The sequence below is a fragment of the Spirochaeta thermophila DSM 6192 genome (assembly GCF_000147075.1).
GTDB lineage: Bacteria > Spirochaetota > Spirochaetia > Winmispirales > Winmispiraceae > Winmispira > Winmispira thermophila_A.
In genome coordinates, this window is the sequence record NC_014484.1 from 1,079,314 (window position 1) to 1,096,014 (window position 16,701).

15 protein-coding genes are annotated in these 16,701 nt (G+C 61.1%); 12 read left to right on the forward strand and 3 right to left on the reverse strand.

Annotation, left to right across the window (positions count from 1 at the left end):
- Positions 1 to 10 precede the first annotated feature (10 nt).
- Positions 11 to 1,456 carry a Do family serine endopeptidase gene (locus STHERM_RS04880; protein WP_237223366.1) on the forward strand — a complete coding sequence of 482 codons (1,446 nt, stop codon included), beginning with the start codon at positions 11 to 13 and terminating at the stop codon, positions 1,454 to 1,456.
- 93 nt (positions 1,457 to 1,549) lie between these two features.
- Here the strand turns inward: STHERM_RS04880 and STHERM_RS04885 are convergent, their stop codons facing one another.
- Positions 1,550 to 2,584: a hypothetical protein gene (locus tag STHERM_RS04885; RefSeq protein WP_013313777.1), complete on the reverse strand. Its 1,035-nt coding sequence runs from the start codon at positions 2,582 to 2,584 to the stop codon at positions 1,550 to 1,552.
- Between the two features lie 8 nt (positions 2,585 to 2,592).
- Positions 2,593 to 3,228 (reverse strand): TP0733 family outer membrane beta-barrel protein, encoded by a 636-nt coding sequence (locus STHERM_RS04890; protein ID WP_013313778.1) that lies wholly within the window; start codon positions 3,226 to 3,228, stop codon positions 2,593 to 2,595.
- 106 nt (positions 3,229 to 3,334) lie between these two features.
- On the opposite strand from STHERM_RS04890, the gene STHERM_RS04895 reads away from it, so the two are divergent.
- Genes STHERM_RS04895 through STHERM_RS04925 form a run of 7 tightly spaced genes read left to right on the forward strand, consistent with a single transcriptional unit; the run spans position 3,335 to position 9,417 of the window.
- Positions 3,335 to 4,228, forward strand: a complete 894-nt coding sequence (locus STHERM_RS04895) for a bifunctional 5,10-methylenetetrahydrofolate dehydrogenase/5,10-methenyltetrahydrofolate cyclohydrolase (protein WP_013313779.1) — start codon at positions 3,335 to 3,337, stop codon at positions 4,226 to 4,228.
- A complete protein-coding gene (gene folE2 / locus STHERM_RS04900) occupies positions 4,221 to 5,021 on the forward strand; it encodes a GTP cyclohydrolase FolE2 (protein WP_041623731.1) in 801 nt (266 codons plus the stop codon). The genes STHERM_RS04895 and folE2 overlap by 8 nt, the downstream gene beginning before the upstream one ends.
- Positions 5,003 to 5,689, forward strand: coding sequence for a phosphoribosylaminoimidazolecarboxamide formyltransferase (locus tag STHERM_RS04905; protein ID WP_013313781.1), 687 nt, complete (start codon positions 5,003 to 5,005; stop codon positions 5,687 to 5,689). Before folE2 ends, STHERM_RS04905 begins: the two co-directional genes overlap by 19 nt.
- Positions 5,686 to 6,942, forward strand: coding sequence for a phosphoribosylaminoimidazolecarboxamide formyltransferase (locus tag STHERM_RS04910; RefSeq protein WP_013313782.1), 1,257 nt, complete (start codon positions 5,686 to 5,688; stop codon positions 6,940 to 6,942). The genes STHERM_RS04905 and STHERM_RS04910 overlap by 4 nt, the downstream gene beginning before the upstream one ends.
- 9 nt (positions 6,943 to 6,951) lie before the next feature.
- On the forward strand, positions 6,952 to 8,298 hold the full coding sequence (miaB, locus tag STHERM_RS04915; protein WP_013313783.1) for a tRNA (N6-isopentenyl adenosine(37)-C2)-methylthiotransferase MiaB: 1,347 nt from the start codon (positions 6,952 to 6,954) through the stop codon (positions 8,296 to 8,298).
- Positions 8,271 to 8,540 (forward strand): hypothetical protein, encoded by a 270-nt coding sequence (locus STHERM_RS04920; RefSeq protein ID WP_013313784.1) that lies wholly within the window; start codon positions 8,271 to 8,273, stop codon positions 8,538 to 8,540. Before miaB ends, STHERM_RS04920 begins: the two co-directional genes overlap by 28 nt.
- A 55-nt stretch (positions 8,541 to 8,595) precedes the next feature.
- Positions 8,596 to 9,417, forward strand: a complete 822-nt coding sequence (locus STHERM_RS04925; RefSeq protein ID WP_237223368.1) for an SPOR domain-containing protein — start codon at positions 8,596 to 8,598, stop codon at positions 9,415 to 9,417.
- Here the strand turns inward: STHERM_RS04925 and STHERM_RS04930 are convergent.
- On the reverse strand, positions 9,411 to 10,955 hold the full coding sequence (locus tag STHERM_RS04930; RefSeq protein ID WP_013313786.1) for a pallilysin-related adhesin: 1,545 nt from the start codon (positions 10,953 to 10,955) through the stop codon (positions 9,411 to 9,413). The genes STHERM_RS04925 and STHERM_RS04930 overlap by 7 nt on opposite strands.
- A 78-nt stretch (positions 10,956 to 11,033) precedes the next feature.
- Between STHERM_RS04930 and STHERM_RS04935 the strand changes: the two genes are divergently transcribed.
- Genes STHERM_RS04935 through guaA form a run of 4 tightly spaced genes read left to right on the forward strand, consistent with a single transcriptional unit; the run spans position 11,034 to position 16,701 of the window.
- Entirely contained in the window at positions 11,034 to 12,467 is a 1,434-nt protein-coding gene (locus tag STHERM_RS04935; protein WP_013313787.1) for a lyase family protein, read from the forward strand.
- Positions 12,464 to 13,909: an IMP dehydrogenase gene (gene guaB / locus STHERM_RS04940; protein ID WP_013313788.1), complete on the forward strand. Its 1,446-nt coding sequence runs from the start codon at positions 12,464 to 12,466 to the stop codon at positions 13,907 to 13,909. Before STHERM_RS04935 ends, guaB begins: the two co-directional genes overlap by 4 nt.
- Positions 13,910 to 13,936: 27 nt before the next feature.
- On the forward strand, positions 13,937 to 15,163 hold the full coding sequence (gene purA, locus STHERM_RS04945) for an adenylosuccinate synthase (RefSeq protein ID WP_013313789.1): 1,227 nt from the start codon (positions 13,937 to 13,939) through the stop codon (positions 15,161 to 15,163).
- Positions 15,148 to 16,701 (forward strand): glutamine-hydrolyzing GMP synthase, encoded by a 1,554-nt coding sequence (gene guaA, locus STHERM_RS04950; RefSeq protein ID WP_013313790.1) that lies wholly within the window; start codon positions 15,148 to 15,150, stop codon positions 16,699 to 16,701. Before purA ends, guaA begins: the two co-directional genes overlap by 16 nt.

Genomic DNA, 16,701 nt, shown 5'->3' on the forward strand with positions numbered 1-16,701 from the left:
TTCTCGCACGATGAAAGGTCTTTTCGTGTTTTTGATGGGTTTCCTGGGAGGGATGGTCTTCCTTCTCGGTTTCTCGTGTTCCACAGGGGCCTCTGCAACCCCTCCACCACACACAGGGGCCGCCATCGATCTGGAGGCCCTCCAGAACTCGTTCCGGGAGGTGGCCGAGCAGGCGCTTCCGATCGTCACGGAGATCAGCGTGGTGGAGACGAAGCAGCAGCCCTCTCCCGAGGAGGGGACTCCCTGGTTTTTCTTTTTCTTCGGCGAGCCCGAGGAGGGGGAGCCTCAGCCCTATGAGAGCGAGGCCCTGGGATCGGGCGTGATCGTCGATCGCAAGGGAAAGACCTACTACGTGCTGACCAATAACCACGTGATAGGCAAGGCCGAGAAGATCACGATACGTCTCTACGATGACAGGACCTTCCCCGGGACCATCGTGGGTCGTGACGAGCGTAAGGATCTCGCCCTCCTCTCCTTCGAGGCCGATAGCACCGACATACCCGTAGCGGTCCTCGGCGATTCCTCCACCCTCCATGTGGGTGATTGGGTGCTCGCCATCGGAAATCCGTTCGGATTCGACTTCTCGGTGACGGCGGGGATCGTGAGCGCCCTGGGGAGGAGGGGAGGCCCCGACGGGAACATCAGCGACTTTATACAGACCGATGCCGCCATCAACAAGGGGAATTCCGGAGGAGCTCTCGTGAACCTCAAAGGGGAAGTGGTGGGGATCAATACCTGGATCACCTCACCCACCGGTGGGAGCATCGGTCTGGGGTTCGCGATCCCTATCAACAATGTGAAAAAGGTGATCCGTGACTTCATCGAGAAGGGCAAGGTGGAGTACGGGTGGCTCGGGGTGAGCGTGGGGGATCCCGCGGACGCGGTGAAAGAGGAGATGGGGCTCGAGGGGCACAGGGGTGCGTTCGTGTACCAGGTGTTCAGGGGAAGTCCTGCCTATGAGGGAGGCATCCTGCCCGGTGATTACATCGTCAAGGTGGGGGATGCGCCTATTAGGGATGCGGACGAACTCGTCCTCAGGGTCGGAGACCTGCGGCCGGGCGAGAAGGTGGACTTCACGTTGCTGCGGATGGGGAAGGAGGAAGTGGTGGAGGTGAGGATCGGCCAGCGGCCTGCCGAGGAGGCGATCCGCACCCTCAACAAGCACCTCTGGCCGGGGTTCAGCGTGTACCCACTCACCGACGAGGTACGCCGTCATCTTCCCGAGGACACGAAGGACCTCGAAGGTCTCATCGTCTCCTCGGTGGAGCAGGGAAGCGTGGCTGCGATGGCGGGGCTCAAGGCGGAGGATATCGTCACTGCGGTGGGAGGAAGCCCTGTACAGAGCCTGAAGGACTTCTACGTGCAGCTCGGCCGGTTGAAGGAGACAGGGACGCTCGGCCTGACTGTGGTCAGGGAGGGACAGGAGATCGGATTTGAGCTCACCTGGGGGGATTGAGGCCGGGACCTGCTGATCGGACGGACGCATGAGGGGCTTCCCGTCGGGAAGCCCCTCTTCTCATGGCACACTACTTTGAGTGCGGAGGGGGGACTACTCCCTGTTCCATTCCCCTTCGGTTCTCTGCCACAACCCTCCCCCCACGGTTCCTGCGAAGAGTGTCTGAGTACTGGAATCGTAATAGAGGGTGGAGATGTGAAGGCCGGGGAGTTCGGTGGAGAGATAGTTTCCGTCCGAAGGTGAATCGAGGGAATCGATGTCGTTCCCTGTGAGGATACCGCTGTAGGTCCCTACTATGAGAGAGGTCCCCTCCTTTGTGAAAGAGGTGAAGCCCTCTCCATCATAGCCGGTGGAAGACTCCCAGGTGGACGTATCGTATGTGAGGAGGTATCCGTTCACCACGTCTCCGTCCTCATCCAGATCGATGCCGGTGAGGTAGAGGGTCGTCCCGTCGGTGTAGATGGAGGTGAAGGCATCGATCGGATCGAAGGCAGAATCGGAGATCTGAGAGAGGCCGGTTGGAGAGGAGCCTCCATACACCCCGTCCTCGGCAAGCACATAGTAGGTGGAGTTGAAGAACGCGACGCCCTGTACCGGGGCGGAGGGGGAAAGCCCGGTATCGCTGAAGGAGGTGCCGTCGGTGGAGTAGTAGAGCCGATAGGAGCCCCCATCGTGGATACAGGCGAAGAGGGCCGAGCCCGCCGCGAAGAGCCGTGTGATGGTACCCGAGGGAAGGTCCGAGGAGCCCACCTCCTCCCAGGATGCTGCATCGTACGGGGAGGCGCTCGCATCCACCCGGTAGAGCCCTGTCTTCGTGAGTTCTGCGTCGGCGAACCCTGCGTAGAGATATCCTCCGAAGACCGCGAGTGAGGTGTTCATCGGCCGCCCCTCGGGGGACGGGATGGTCTCCCACTCGGAGGAGTCCGCATCACGGTAGAAGATCGTGAGTTCGCTCACGAAATACCGGTCTGAGCTCGCGGCGAATCGTTCTACTCGAAGATCATTGGGAAGGTTGGAGAGGTCCAGTATCTTCTCCTCGATGGAGAGGCTGTAGAAGATGCCGACGGTCCCCCTCGTACAAGAGACGAGGAGGAAAAACAGGGGTATGAAGAGGGCGATACGCTTCATGGTGCCTCCTATCGTATCCTGTATTCCGCTACGAGACTGATCTCGAGAAAGTTCCCGAAGGCCGAGTGAGATGGTGGAGGGCTATCCGGATTACTGGTGTAGAGCTGCATGATCCACCAGTAGTGGAGATTCATCCCGAAGGACCAGGCCGGGTCGTAGTCCCAGAGGATCGTGGCCCCGATCTTGAGCATGGGATCTATGTGGAAGAGCTCTTCGAGCTGGGTGAAGCACGGTCCCACGCTCGCATGGAGCGGCACCTCGAAGGGGAAGGCGTAGACGATGTAGTCAAACGTGAAGAGAAAGGGGACCATGTAGAGGGCCCTCGAGTTCGGGCTGAAGGCGAACATCCCGCCAAAGTCGAACCCCAGCCTGGTGGCATCGGAGAGATATCCCGACCACTTGAGTGATGCGGTGCCCCCCAGACTCAGGTTGGTGGGGGCGGTCCTGAAGTCCTCGGTGAACTGGAAGAAGAGGGGGAGGAGCACACCCGCGGAGAGGGAGAGACTCTGATCGCCCAGTCCATAGGTGGGACGGGGTCGTGCTCCAGGTTCCTTCGTGGGGAGTTCCTGGGCCCCCGTCCACTGGAGGATGAAGAGGGAGAAGAGCAGACCTGCCCACACACGCCTTGTGATTCTGGATTTCATGCAACGCTCCTTTTGAAGTCCATCGGCCTGTTCCTTGCGTTCCGGTCGTTTTTGTGCTACAAAGCCTGGTACACATCATACCGTGAAAAGCTCCGAGGAGTAAAGCATGCCTGCTCAGATCCTTTCCGGAAAAGAGGTGGCCGATCGGATCCTCGCCGATGTGGCGAAGGAGGTCGATTCGCTCGCACGCTCGGGATGCAGGCCGTTTCTCGCCGTAGTGAGGGTGGGGGATGATCCTGCCAGTGTGGCCTATGTGAGGGGAAAGCGCAAGGATGCAGCGCGTGTGGGGATCCTCTCGGAGGAACACACCTTCCCGGAGGAGACCGGGCAGGAGGATGTGTGCGCCCTCATCGACCGGCTCAACCGGGAGGAAGGAGTGCACGGGATACTCGTCCAGCTTCCGTTGCCTCCCCACATCGATGAGGAGGCCATTATCGAGCGGATCGCCCCGGAGAAGGACGTGGACGGTTTCCATCCGGTGAATGTGGGGAGGATGGTCCTCGGCCAGGAGACGTTCCTGCCGTGTACGCCGCACGGTATCCTCATGATGCTGCGCCACGCAGGGGTGGAGGTGAGGGGCCGCCACGTGGTCGTGGTGGGAAGGAGCAACATCGTGGGCAAGCCCCTGGCGAACCTCCTCCTGCAGAAGCGGGAGGGGGGGAACGCCACGGTCACGGTGTGCCACACGGCCACGCCCGACATCGGCTCCTTCACACGTCAGGCCGATATCGTGGTGGTGGCGGCAGGCCGTCCCGGTGTGCTCACGGCCGATATGGTGAGGGTGGGGGCGGTGGTGATCGACGTGGGGATCAACAGGGTGGAGGATCCGTCCTCCCCCAGGGGATATCGGCTCATAGGCGATGTGGCCTTCGAGGAGGTCGCCCGGAAGGCCTCCCTGATCACGCCCGTGCCGGGAGGGGTGGGCCTCGTCACCCGGGCCATGCTCCTCTGGAACACGGTGCGGGCCGCCCGTCTCGCACAGGAGCGTCGTGGTGGTTGACACCCAGAGCGCCTTCGACGACAGGAACATCCCCATCGACAAGGTGGGTATCAAGGGCCTCACCTATCCGGTGACTGTGCTCGACAAGAGGCACAGGATCCAACACACCGTGGCCACGGTGAACATGTTCGCCAACCTTCCCCATCACTTTCGCGGCACGCACATGAGCAGATTCGTGGAGGTCTTTCAGGCACACTACAAGAACATCCAGATGAAGGGGTTCCTCTCCATGCTCGAGGATGTCCGCAAGGCGCTCGATGCAGAGGCGGCCTTCGTGGATCTCTCGTTTCCCTACTTCATCGAGAAGGAAGCCCCGGTCTCCCGCCAGAAGAGTCTCCTGGAGTATCGGTGCAGCTACATAGGGGAGCTCAACGGGGAACACCGCAGTTTCTTCGTGGGGATAGAGGTGCCCATCAACACGGTCTGTCCGTGTTCCAAGGAGATAAGCCGGTTCGGCGCCCACAACCAGAGGGGGATAGTACGGCTCACGGTCCAACTGGGGCCTTTCTTCTGGATAGAGGATATGATCGAAGAGATAGAGGCCTCAGCCTCCGCAGGGATCTACACCCTCCTCAAGCGTGAGGACGAGAAGTTCATCACCGAACACGGCTACGAGCATCCCCGCTTCGTGGAGGACGTGGCGAGAGAGGTGGTCCTCCGGGTGGAGCGATTCGCCGCCTTCCCCTGGTTCAGGGTGGAGGTGGAGAACATGGAGAGTATCCATAACCACAACGCCTATGCCTGCATAGAGCGTGGGAAGAGGGAGCGATCGGTATGGAACTCAATCGTGTGAACCTGGTGCATAGGCTGGTCCCGGTACGGCACGTGATCATCAGCGTGGCCGACAAGAGCGGACTTCCGGAGTTCGTCCGCGCGCTCGTCCGCCTCGCACCCGATGTGCGCATCTATTCGACAGGGGGGACCGCGCGTCTCGTAGCCGAGGTGTTGGGGGAGGCCTCCTCCCATCATCTCGTCCCCATCTCCTCGTATACGGGGCAGCCCGAGATGCAGGGAGGGTTGGTGAAGACCCTCGACTTCAAGATCTACATGGGGCTCCTTTCGGAGACCTACAACGAGGAGCACCGGAAGGACATGGCGCGTACCGGCGCGGTCCCCTTCGACATGGTGGTGGTGAACCTCTACCCCTTCGAGAAGGCGGTGTCCGAGGCAGGGGCCACGCTCGAGGACGGAAGGACCCACATCGACATCGGCGGTCCCTGTATGCTCAGGGCCGCGGCCAAGAACTTCCTCCGGGTGGCTGCGGTGAGCGATCCTTCACAGTACGGGCGCGTGCTCGAGGACCTCGAGGTCAACACAGGGGCGACCAGCTACGAACTCCGGCTCTCGCTCGCACGTGAGGTCTTCGCCCGCACCTCGGCCTATGATAGGGCCATTGCCCGGTTTCTTGAGCATGTGCCCGCAACCTTCGAGGATTCCCCGTACGAGGAGCCGGAGGCATGAAGGACTACCGTGAACTCAAGAGGATGTATCGAACGATTCGGGAGGACCCCTTCCCGCCTCGGATAGAGCTCGCCTTCGTCAATGAGGGGGGACGGTACACCCTCATCTACGAGAAGGTGAGCTGGACCATAGAGGGCGAGGACCGAGGCCTCAGGTACGGAGAGAATCCCGATCAGCCTGCGGCCATGTACCGCCTCGTGAACGGTGCGGTCTCCCTCGGGTCGGTGGAGGTGTTCGCCGACGGTGCATGGCTCTCGAGCGACGTGGAGCTCCTGCAGTCGGGGAAACACCCCGGCAAGATCAACATCACCGATGTGGACAGCGCCCTCCACATCCTCCGCTACCTCCAGGAGAGGCCGTGCTGCGTGATCGTGAAGCACAACAATCCTTCAGGCGTGGCGGTGGCCGACAGCCTCGCGGAGGCCTATACCAGGGCCTACTTCGCGGACAGGATCGCGGCCTTCGGTGGAGCGGTGGTGCTCAACCGGACCGTCGATCGCCAGACGGCCGAGGAGATCGCCCGTACGTACTGCGAGGTGGTGGCGGCGCCCGACTACGAGGGTGAGGCCCTCGACCTTCTCAAGACCCGGAAGAACCTGCGGATCATGCGTATCTCGAGGATGGAGAATCTCCGGGAGTTCGCCTTCAGACGATACATCGACTTCACCTCACTCCTGGACGGAGGGCTCATCCTCCAGGCTTCTTTCGCTTCTTCCGTTCGAACCGCCGAGGACTTTTTCCCGGCGGTGGCCGAGCATCAGGGGATGCGCTACGAGATCGAGCGAAAACCCACTGAAAAGGAGCTCGAGGACATGCTCTTCGGGTGGTTCGTGGAGACCGGGGTGACGAGCAATTCGGTCATCTATGTGAAGGATGGTGTCACGGTGGGGATAGGGACCGGTGAGCAGGACAGGGTGGGGGTGGCGATGATCGCCAGGGACAAGGCCTACGTGAAGATGGCCGACCGGCTCTGTTGGCAACGGTTCGGAGTGAGCTGGTACGAGCTTGACGACGAGACGAAACGCCGCGAAATTTGGGAGGAGGTGGAAGAGGCGAGGGGTGGCCTGGAAGGGGCGATCATGGTGTCCGATGCCTTCTTCCCCTTCAGGGATGGAGTCGATGTGGGGATCCGCGAGGGGATCACCGGTGTGGTCCAGCCCGGTGGTTCGCTCAGGGATCATGAGGTGATCCAGGCCTGCAACGAGGCGGGGGTTACCATGGTCTTCACAGGCCAGCGGTGTTTCCGCCACTAGGGGAGCGAGATGAGAACCTATTGGGTGGAGACTTACGGGTGCCAGATGAACAAGGCCGAGTCCGAGGCCCTCATACGGGATCTCGAGGAGGCGGGGTGGGGACGTGCGTCGGCTCCGGACGAGGCAGACGTGGTGGTGCTCAACACCTGCGCAGTGCGCCAGACCGCTGAGGAACGGATCGCGGGACGGCTCGGTTACTACAGGTATCTCAAGAAGCACGGGAGGTTCGTCCTGGTCCTCATGGGGTGCATGGCGGAGCGCATGAAGGAGGAGGTGCTCGAAGCGTTCCCCCATGTGGACGTGGTGGTCGGCACCTTCCAGAAGAAGTCCTTCGTCCGGCTCCTCAGGGAGCGGGCCGAGGATCTCACCCTTCTCCAGCAGCTTCTCCTCACCGAGGAGGACGAGTACAGCTTCGAGAAGATCCATCACAGTGGACCGGGGTTCAAGGCCTTCGTCCCCATCATGCACGGATGCAACAACTTCTGTTCCTACTGCATCGTCCCCTACGTGAGGGGGCGTGAGGTTTCACGGCACCCTTCCGAGATATTCGAGGAGATAGAGGCCCTCCTCGAGAAGGGGGTGAAGGAGATCACGCTCCTCGGTCAGAACGTGAACTCCTACCGCTTCACGTGGGAGGGGAAAGAGGTGCGATTTGCCGGCCTCCTCAGGGAGATCGTGCATAGATTCCCCGAGCTTCCGTGGCTCAGGTTCCTCACCTCACATCCCAAGGATCTCTCCGACGAGCTGATCGAGGTGATGAGCGCTTCTCCTTCTATCTGCAAACACCTTCACCTGCCTGTGCAGCACGGCTCCAACCGGATCCTCGGGGCCATGAACCGCCGCTACACCAGGGAGCACTATCTGAACCTGGTCGAGAGGATCCGCACCGCGATGCCCGGGATCGCCCTCACTACGGACATCCTCGTGGGCTTTCCGGGGGAGACGGAGGAGGATCTGGAGCTCACCCTCGACCTCATGCGTCGGGTTCGCTTCGCCGATGCATATACGTACTACTACAACCCGCGGAAGGGAACCCGGGCGTACGAATGGGGAGACCCCATCCCTCTCGAGGTGAAGAAGGAACGGTTGGATCGGGTGATCAGACTTCAGAGGGAGCTCTCCCTGGAGTGGAAGCAGATGAGGATAGGGCGGATGGTGGATGTCCTGGTGGAGGAGGTGAGCAGGAAGCGGGAAGACGAGGTGCTCGCCCGGACGGAGCAGGACGAAATGGTGGTCTTCCCGGCTTCCCCTGAGAGGATCGGTCGTTTCGCCCGCGTGCAACTCGTGTCCCTTGAGGGAAACACATTCAGAGCCGAGGAGGTGGTACGATGCCTTGGAGATTCATCCTCACGATAGTGCTCCTCATCCTGGTCCTCGTGTTCGTGGGTCTCAACCTCGACAACAGGACCACGATCTCGTTCGGCGTGTACACCCTGGAGGATGTACGGGTGGCCTTTGCTTTGAGTTTCGCCTTCTTCCTGGGTGTCGTGGTGACGATTCCCTTTACTCTTCTCCGGCGGGGCCGAAAAGAGAAGAAGGGGAGTTCAGGCGATGATTCCAGGAAGGAGACATCCGGCGAGGTTCCGGAGAAGAGGTAGGCTGTACACTCTTGTGCTGGGACTCCTCCTCTGGTGCCTCCCACCGGGGGGACTGTTGCCTGCCGAGGGAGTGGGCGCAGTTTCGCGGGAGCAGATCCTTGCACTGGAGCTCTCGGGCGATCTGGAAGGAGCACTCGCAGCCCTCACTCGGAGGTATTCGGTCTCCCGCGATCCTGTCGATCTCTTTGGGATAGCTCGCCTCACTTACGAGCTGGGGGATTTCGTCCTCGCGGAATCGAGGACGCGGGAACTCCTCTCTCAGGATGTCTCCACCGTGATCAAACGGGATGCGCTCTTGCTCCTCGCTCACATCTATCTCGCCACGGGGCGCTTCGAGGATGCCCATGCCCTCACGACGGCCCTTCTCGATCTGTCCGATCCTACCCCCGCTCTCCTGTATACGGCCTTTCTCGCGAGCCTCTTGAATGGTGAGGGGACGTCGGCGGAGAGGATCAGAGACCGTTTGGAAGAGATGTTTCCGGAGAGTCCCGAGTCGGTGCTCGTGAGAGGGCTTTCCGCTTCACACGCCGAGATTTCCTGGTATCCTTCGTACATGCTTTCCCTGGGCGAAGGGGTGACCATGTCCCCCGCCGGGAGCACCGGGGAGCGGGCGACTACGGATGAGGAGGGAGGGCTGCGGGTTGGGATCCAGGTGGGGTCCTTCCTCGAACGAAAGAACGCTCAGGAGATGGTGGACATCCTCGGGGAGAAGGGCTTCACGGCAGTGATAGTCGAGGCCGTGAGGGATGGGAGGACCTTCTTCCGCGTGCTCCTTCCTGTGGAGGCCCAGACTCCCTCTCTCACCCAGGAGAGAGCCCAGGAGATCCTGGTCTCCCTCAAGGACCAGCGCATCGAGGGGTTCGTCGTGTTCTATTGAGGGGTGGGGGCAGGGGTCTCCCGCTGTTCCCTGATGATCTGCTGGAGTGTGATGGGAACGGCGGAGGGGAGTGGTTCCACCCCGAAGGGGGTGAGGCGGATGGGCAGGAGCACGAGTTCCTTCTTCATGCCCAGCGGCACGGTCTCTTCCTTCGATGATGTCACGAGGAATAGTCTGTGCGTCGGGGGGGTATGTCGTTCCTCGAAGAGGAGGAACTCGAGGATCGTGTGTTCCTTGATCGCATAGGTGGTGAAGAATCCGGAGAGGCTCTTGTCCTCGGTGTGCCATGTGAGACGGGAGGGATCGGAAAAGATGACCTGCCCTCCCGTGGTTTCGTTCGTGAACACACCGGAGAGGTGCAGGGGACGAGGAGAGATGGGAGAGCGGGAGAAGAAGGCCCTCTGGAGTCCTTCCGTGAAGCGGGAATAGGTCCCGTTCCAGGGGGATGGATCCCGTATCTCGGGTGTGGTGATCGATATCTGTATGGTGTTCGCGTCCTGGAGTGAGAGGTAGATCGATATGGAAAAGCCGGGGAGTGTCTTGTTCTGTGCGATGATGGAGATCCCCCGGTAGAAGTTCTTGATCGAGTTCTGCCACAGGTAGATCTCCTGGATGTCCTCGCGATAGAAGGATATCTCCCTGTTCTCGTAGTCGAGTACGAGGAATGTTTCCTCGTGGGTTTCTTCCTTGAACCAGGGCCCGGCCACGAAAGTGGCGATGGCTTCGGCGGTTCCCTCGAAGAGGCGTCGGAGTTCTTCCGAGGTGTCGCCCCGGTGTTCCAGGGCTCGTTCTTCCGTGGCGCGCACGGTGTAAACCTCCTGGAAGACATCCCACTCGTACGTCGTGATGGTCTGGATGATCGTGCCGCCCTCGTCGGTGCGTTCCGTGGTCACACGTACCGGGAAGGCCTGGCCGGTGGTTTGACCCTCGGCGTAGGCCGTGGAACGCTCATGGCGCACTATCTCCACCTTTCCCTGAGTGGTGATGGAAAGGACGGATCTGTAAGAGAGGGAGAGCCCCCACGGAGAGAGGGTCCTGCGGAAGATCTGGAGATTGAGGTCTCCTCTCTCCGTGATACCCTGGACCACGAGTTCGGGGGTGTGGTCTCCCGTGAGATCGATTGCCTCCATCGAGAAGAAGTAGGGACTCGTCATGGGAAGCGAGGTCTTCCACACTTCCCGGTAGACATCACGGATACTGTCGTAGTCGGCGACCGAGAGGGTGATGGGGGTGGCCGGTTGGGGGCTGGTCTTGTATGCCACGAGTTGTTCCTCTTCACCATCCATATCGAGCTGTACGGTGAGCACGGTGATGACCTGTGATGACTCGGGAAGGGAGATGTAGGGCTTGGCGAAGAGGCCTTCGCTTTCCTGTTCGTTCGGGTGCTCCTGAGGAGAGAGGGAGACGAAGCGTGTTTCCTGCTCGAGAATGGGGAGGGATCCTGGTGAGGATCTCCTTCCACCCGGCGTGGGGGCACAGGAGAGAAGGATGAGAAAGACGGCGAGCGAGATGATCTGCAGGGGTCTCGTGGCGTGCATGGGGTTATTCTACGGACTGGAGAAGGCTTCGCCAAGGGAGTCTTTGACAAAGCCTCCCAAATCTGCAATGATTCCCCCATGCCATCGCAGGAAAAATCCCTCTACCTCAATCTCTCCCCGCTCGACCACAGGTATTACATGGCCAACAGGGAGCTCTTCGACGAACTCTCCCGATACCTGAGCGAGCAGGGGAATATCTGGTACCTCCTCAGGGTGGAGGAGGCGTTGCTCCTCACGCATCTGGAGGAAGCAGGGGTGCTCGACCCCGATCTCGAACAGGCGGTGCGGAAGGCCGCCGAGGAGGTGACGCCGGATGAGGTGTATGAGGAAGAGGCGCAGACACAGCACAACATCCGCGCCCTCGTCAACGTCTACGTGCGTCATCTTCCAGAAAAGGTGCGCCCCTACGTCCACCTCGGGGCCACCTCGGTCGACATCATGGATACGGCTGCGGCGCTCCGGTATCGGGATGCGATGCGGCGGGTGGTCCTCCCGCTCCTCCTCCAGGTGGAGCGGATACTCATCGAGCTTGCCGAACGTGAGGCCGAGACTCCCCAGGTGGGGAGGACACACGGTCAGTATGCGGTGCCCATCACCTTCGGATATGCCGTCGCCGAATACGTCTCCCGGCTCGGGAAGTCCATCCTTCGTCTGGAAGATCTTTCGAGGGATCTGAGGGGGAAACTCTCAGGCGCGGTGGGTGCCTACAACGCCACGAGCCTTCTGGTGAGGGATCCCCGGGCGTTCGAGCGTCGTGTCCTCTCGAGACTCGGGCTCCTCCCCACCGATCATGCCACCCAGCTCGTTGAGCCCGAGTACCTCCTCCGTCTCCTCCTCGAGCTCAACGTGGCATTCGGGATCCTCGCCAATCTGGCGGATGATCTCAGGCACCTCCAGCGATCCGAGATAGGCGAGGTCCAGGAGGCGTTCGGGGAGAAGCAGGTGGGTTCCTCCACCATGCCGCACAAGCGGAATCCCTGGAACTCGGAACATGTGAAGAGTCTCTGGAAGGCTTTCGCCCCCAGGGTCCTCACCTTTTACATGGATCAGATCTCCGAGCATCAGCGGGATCTCACCAATTCCGCTTCGGCGAGGTTCGTGACCGAGTACGTGGCGGGGTTCGTGGCCGCAGCCGAGAGGATGCGACGTATCCTCTCTGGTCTCAAGGTGCATAGGGACCGGATGCTCCAGCACCTGAAGGAGGGCGGGGGGGCGATGTTGGCCGAGGCCGCCTATGTGCTCCTTGCCCGGGCGGGTGAATGGAACGGCCACGAGATCGTGAGGAGGGCGACCCTCGAGGCGGAGCGCACGGGCAAGTCCTTCCTCGAGGTGCTCGCCGAGGATCGGACGGTGTGGGAGAAACTGTCCTCCTCCCTCGCGGAGACGGTGGGCGAGGAGCCCGAGACCTTCTTTGCAGAACCATGGAGGTATCGCGGCAAGGCCCCGGAGCGTGCCCGGGAGCTCGCGCGCGAGTTTTCACGGCTCATGGACGAGATAGAGGAGCGCCTATGAATCAGATACAGATGTTCGAGGGACTCAGCTACGACGATATCCTCCTCCTCCCCGGATACGCGGATTTCCTTCCCTCCGAGGCGAGGGTTGAGGTGGAACTCCATCCGCGGCTCAGGCTCAATATCCCCATCCTTTCTGCTGCGATGGATACGGTCACGGAGAAGGAGATGGCGATCGCCTTGGCCCTGGAAGGCGGGTTGGGGATCATCCACCGGAATCTTTCTCCGGAGGAACAGGCCGGCCAGGTGGCGGCCGTGAAGCGCTACCTCAACTGGATCATAGAGTCGCCCATCACCGTGCGGAAGGGACAGACCGTGAGGGAGGCCAAGGCCTTGATGCAGCAGTACAACATCTCCGGCCTCCCGGTGGTGGACGGGGAAGGGAGCCTGTGCGGCATCCTCACCGGTCGGGACCTGCGGTTCGTGAAGGACGAACGGCTGAAGGTGGAAGAGGTGATGACCCCGGACCCGGTGGTGGAGCGGGGAAGACCCACCATCGACCAGGCCCAGGAGGCCTTCGACCGACACAAGGTGGAGAAGCTCCCTCTCGTGGACGAGGGAGGGAAGCTGATCGGTCTCGTGACGGTCAAGGACATAGAGAAGCATCAGAAACATCCTCGTGCCGCCCTCGATGGTCACGGCCGTCTTCTCGTGGGGGCTGCGGTCTCTCCGGGGGACTTCAGGCGTCGCCTCCCGCTTCTCGTGGAGAACAGGGTTGACGTGGTGGTGATCGATACGGCGCACGGACATACACGCAACGTGATCGAGACCGTGAAGGCCATAAAGAAGGAGTGGGACGTCCCGGTGATCGCGGGCAATGTGGCGACGGTGGAAGGGACGAAGGCCCTCATCGAAGCCGGCGCCGATGTGGTGAAGGTGGGTATCGGCCCCGGTTCCATCTGCACCACGAGGATCGTGGCGGGGATAGGGGTGCCGCAATTCAGCGCCGTGCTCCAGTGTGCGGAGGAGGCTGCAAAGCACGGCGTCCCTGTCATAGCGGACGGGGGTATCAAGTACTCGGGGGATATAGTGAAGGCCATAGGGGCCGGTGCCCATGCGGTGATGATCGGGAACCTCTTCGCCGGGCTCAAGGAGGCTCCGGGCAAGGAGATCATCTACGAGGGACGTATCTTCAAGACCTACAGAGGGATGGGATCTCTCGGCGCCATCAGGGAGGGTTCGGGAGATCGGTATCAGATCGGCGAGGGAGAGGAACCCGTGCCCGAAGGAGTGGAAGGGAGAGTCCCCTACAAGGGCGAACTCGCCCCCTATCTCCACCAGCTCGTATCTGGTCTCAAGAAGGGCATGGGGTATTGCGGGTGCCGTACCCTCGAGGAGCTCAGGTCCTATCGACGATTCGTGAAGATCACACATGCGGCGCTCAGAGAGAGTCATGTCCACGATGTGACCGTGACCCAGGAGCCTCCGAACTATTCCCGATAGTACGAGAAAACAGAGAGAGGAGCGACGATGAACATAGTGGTGGTAGGAGCTCAATGGGGGGATGAGGGGAAGGGCAAGATCGTGGATGTGCTCGCGAGCCGGGCGGATCTCGTGGTGAGGTATTCGGGGGGAGCCAATGCGGGACACACCATCGTGCACGATGGTGTCTCGTACAAGCTCCATCTCGTTCCGTCCGGGATCGTGTATCCTAACACGGAAGTGGTGCTCGGCACGGGGATGGTGATCGATCCCGAGGCACTCTTCCTGGAACTCTCCCAGATCGAAGCCCTCGGGGTGGACTGGAAGGGGAGGCTCTATATCTCGGACAGGGCGCATCTGGTGTTTCCTTCTTACAAGGCTGAGGACAAGGCCGCAGACGAGAAGCGTCGTTACCCTATCGGGACGACAGGGAGGGGGATAGGGGTGGCATATGCGAAGAAGGCCTTCAGGGATGGGGTGCGGATGATAGACCTCTTCGACGATAAGTTCTTTTCCCGACTCACCCCTCAGGAGAAGAGGTTCGTCGAACCCTATCTCTCCCGCCTCGAGCCCCTCCTCGTGAACCTCGTCTCCTTCATGCGAGGCCGTGCGTCCGGGAACATCCTCTTCGAAGGGGCCCAGGGTATCCTCCTGGACCTCGACGTGGGCACCTATCCGTACGTCTCCTCCGGCGTCTCCGCTCCCGCGGGTGCGTCCCTGGGGGGCGGCGTGGGACCCTGTGACCTCGATGCGGTGTACGGCGTCTGCAAGGCCTATACCACACGGGTGGGGTATGGGCCCTTCCCCTCCGAGTTCCGGGATCATGAGGCGGGCCTGGGCGACAGGATCCGTGAGATAGGGCACGAGTACGGCACCACCACAGGACGTCCCCGAAGGTGCGGCTACCTCGACCTCGTGGCATTGAAGTACGCCTGTGAGGCGGGAGGCCTTTCGGCCCTCCACCTCACACACCTCGATGTCTACGATACGTTCGATGAGATCGGGGTGTGTGTCGCCTACCGGATAGGGGGAGACGTGATCACCGAGTTCCCTTCTTCCATTTCGGCGCTCGAGGATGCCGAACCTGTCATCCGGACCGTAAAAGGGTGGAAGCGGTCCTTACGGGAGTGCCGATCCTATGACGACCTTCCCTCCGAGGCGAGGGCCTATGTGGATCTCATAGAGGAGTACACCTCCACTCCGGTGGAGATCGTATCGGTGGGATGTGAGAGGGAGGAGACCATCATCCGGAAGGACCCATGGAAAAGATCCTAGTCCTCGATTTCGGAGGTCAGACCTGCCAGCTCATCGCCAGGCGGATCCGTGAGATAGGGGTCTACAGCGAGGTCGTTCCCGGCGATACGCCGGTGGAATCCCTACCCCTTGAAGGCGTGAAGGGGATCATCCTCTCGGGCTCTCCCTACTCGGTCTACGATGCGGAGGCGCCGAAGGTCGATCCGCGCGTCTCTTCCCTGGGTATCCCCATACTGGGGATATGCTACGGGGTGCAGCAGCTCGCGCACCTTTTCGGGGGGAAGGTGGCCCCGCTCGATCACCGCGAGTACGGTCGGAGTAGACTCTTCTTCACCGAAGCCTCGCCGCTCTTCGAGGGCGTCCCGGAAGGGTTCGTCTCGTGGATGAGCCACGGAGACACCATCGTGGAGGTGCCCGAGGGATTTCGAGTGATCGCACGTTCGGAGCACAACCTGGTGGCCGGCATAACCCACGAGCGACTCCCGCTCTACGGGATCCAGTTCCATCCGGAGGTGACCCACTGCGAGTACGGCCTCACCGTGCTCGAGAACTTCGCCGTACGTATCTGTGGGGCCCGGAAGACGTGGACCATGGCCTCGTACCTCGAGGATGTCCAGGGACTCCTCAGGACACAAGTGGGGGATGATCCTCTCCTCCTCCTCATTTCGGGAGGGGTGGACTCCACCGTGGTGGCCGCCCTCCTGCTCAAGACATTCCCACCCGAGCAGGTCCATCTCCTCTACATCGATACCGGCCTCATGAGGAAGAACGAGACCGAGGAGGTGGAGGCCAATCTCCGAACCCTTGGAGCCAGCAATCTCTATATCGTCCATGCCGAGGAGAGGTTCCTTTCGGCCCTCAAGGGGGTGGTGGATCCCGAGAAGAAACGTCAGATTATCGGGGATGTGTTCATCCAGGTCCAGGAGGAGGAGCTTCGGCGTCGAAGGATCCCCGATCAGGCCTTCCTCGCCCAGGGGACCCTCTACACCGATCTCATCGAATCTGGGAAAGGCGTGGGGAACAAGGCGAAGGTCATCAAATCGCATCACAATGTGCGATCCCCCCTCATCGAGCGGAAGCGGAAGGAAGGGAGAGTGATCGAGCCCCTCTCCATGCTCTACAAGGATGAGGTGCGCAGACTGGGGGCTCATCTCGGCGTACCCCGGGAGGTGCTCGAGCGCCACCCGTTTCCTGGACCCGGCCTCGCGGTGAGGATACTCGGGGAGGTGACCAGGGAGAAGTGCGACATCCTCCGGGAAGCCGACGCGATTTTCATCGACGAGCTGAAGAGGCGTCACCTGTACCAGGAGATATGGCAGGCCTTCTGTGTCCTTCTGCCGGTACGGACCGTGGGGGTCACAGGGGACGACCGCAACTACGGGTATGTGGTGGCCCTCCGTGCCGTCACGTCCAAGGACGGGATGACGGCCGACGCCTATCCCTTTCCCACGGCGGACCTGTTGGAGATCGCTGCGCTCATCACGAACCGTGTCAAGGATGTAGGCCGGGTGGTCTACGATGTCTCGAGCAAACCACCCGCCACCATAGAGTGGGAGTAG

Excerpts from the sequence above, each read along its gene's own strand:
- STHERM_RS04880 (WP_237223366.1), top strand. The coding sequence starts at position 11 with ATGAAAGGTCTTTTCGTGTTTTTGATGGGTTTCCTGGGAGGGATGGTC.
- STHERM_RS04885 (WP_013313777.1), bottom strand. The coding sequence starts at position 2,584 with ATGAAGCGTATCGCCCTCTTCATACCCCTGTTTTTCCTCCTCGTCTCT.
- STHERM_RS04890 (WP_013313778.1), bottom strand. The coding sequence starts at position 3,228 with ATGAAATCCAGAATCACAAGGCGTGTGTGGGCAGGTCTGCTCTTCTCC.
- STHERM_RS04895 (WP_013313779.1), top strand. The coding sequence starts at position 3,335 with ATGCCTGCTCAGATCCTTTCCGGAAAAGAGGTGGCCGATCGGATCCTC.
- STHERM_RS04905 (WP_013313781.1), top strand. The coding sequence starts at position 5,003 with ATGGAACTCAATCGTGTGAACCTGGTGCATAGGCTGGTCCCGGTACGG.
- STHERM_RS04910 (WP_013313782.1), top strand. The coding sequence starts at position 5,686 with ATGAAGGACTACCGTGAACTCAAGAGGATGTATCGAACGATTCGGGAG.
- miaB (WP_013313783.1), top strand. The coding sequence starts at position 6,952 with ATGAGAACCTATTGGGTGGAGACTTACGGGTGCCAGATGAACAAGGCC.
- STHERM_RS04920 (WP_013313784.1), top strand. The coding sequence starts at position 8,271 with ATGCCTTGGAGATTCATCCTCACGATAGTGCTCCTCATCCTGGTCCTC.
- STHERM_RS04930 (WP_013313786.1), bottom strand. The coding sequence starts at position 10,955 with ATGCACGCCACGAGACCCCTGCAGATCATCTCGCTCGCCGTCTTTCTC.
- STHERM_RS04935 (WP_013313787.1), top strand. The coding sequence starts at position 11,034 with ATGCCATCGCAGGAAAAATCCCTCTACCTCAATCTCTCCCCGCTCGAC.
- guaB (WP_013313788.1), top strand. The coding sequence starts at position 12,464 with ATGAATCAGATACAGATGTTCGAGGGACTCAGCTACGACGATATCCTC.
- purA (WP_013313789.1), top strand. The coding sequence starts at position 13,937 with ATGAACATAGTGGTGGTAGGAGCTCAATGGGGGGATGAGGGGAAGGGC.
- guaA (WP_013313790.1), top strand. The coding sequence starts at position 15,148 with ATGGAAAAGATCCTAGTCCTCGATTTCGGAGGTCAGACCTGCCAGCTC.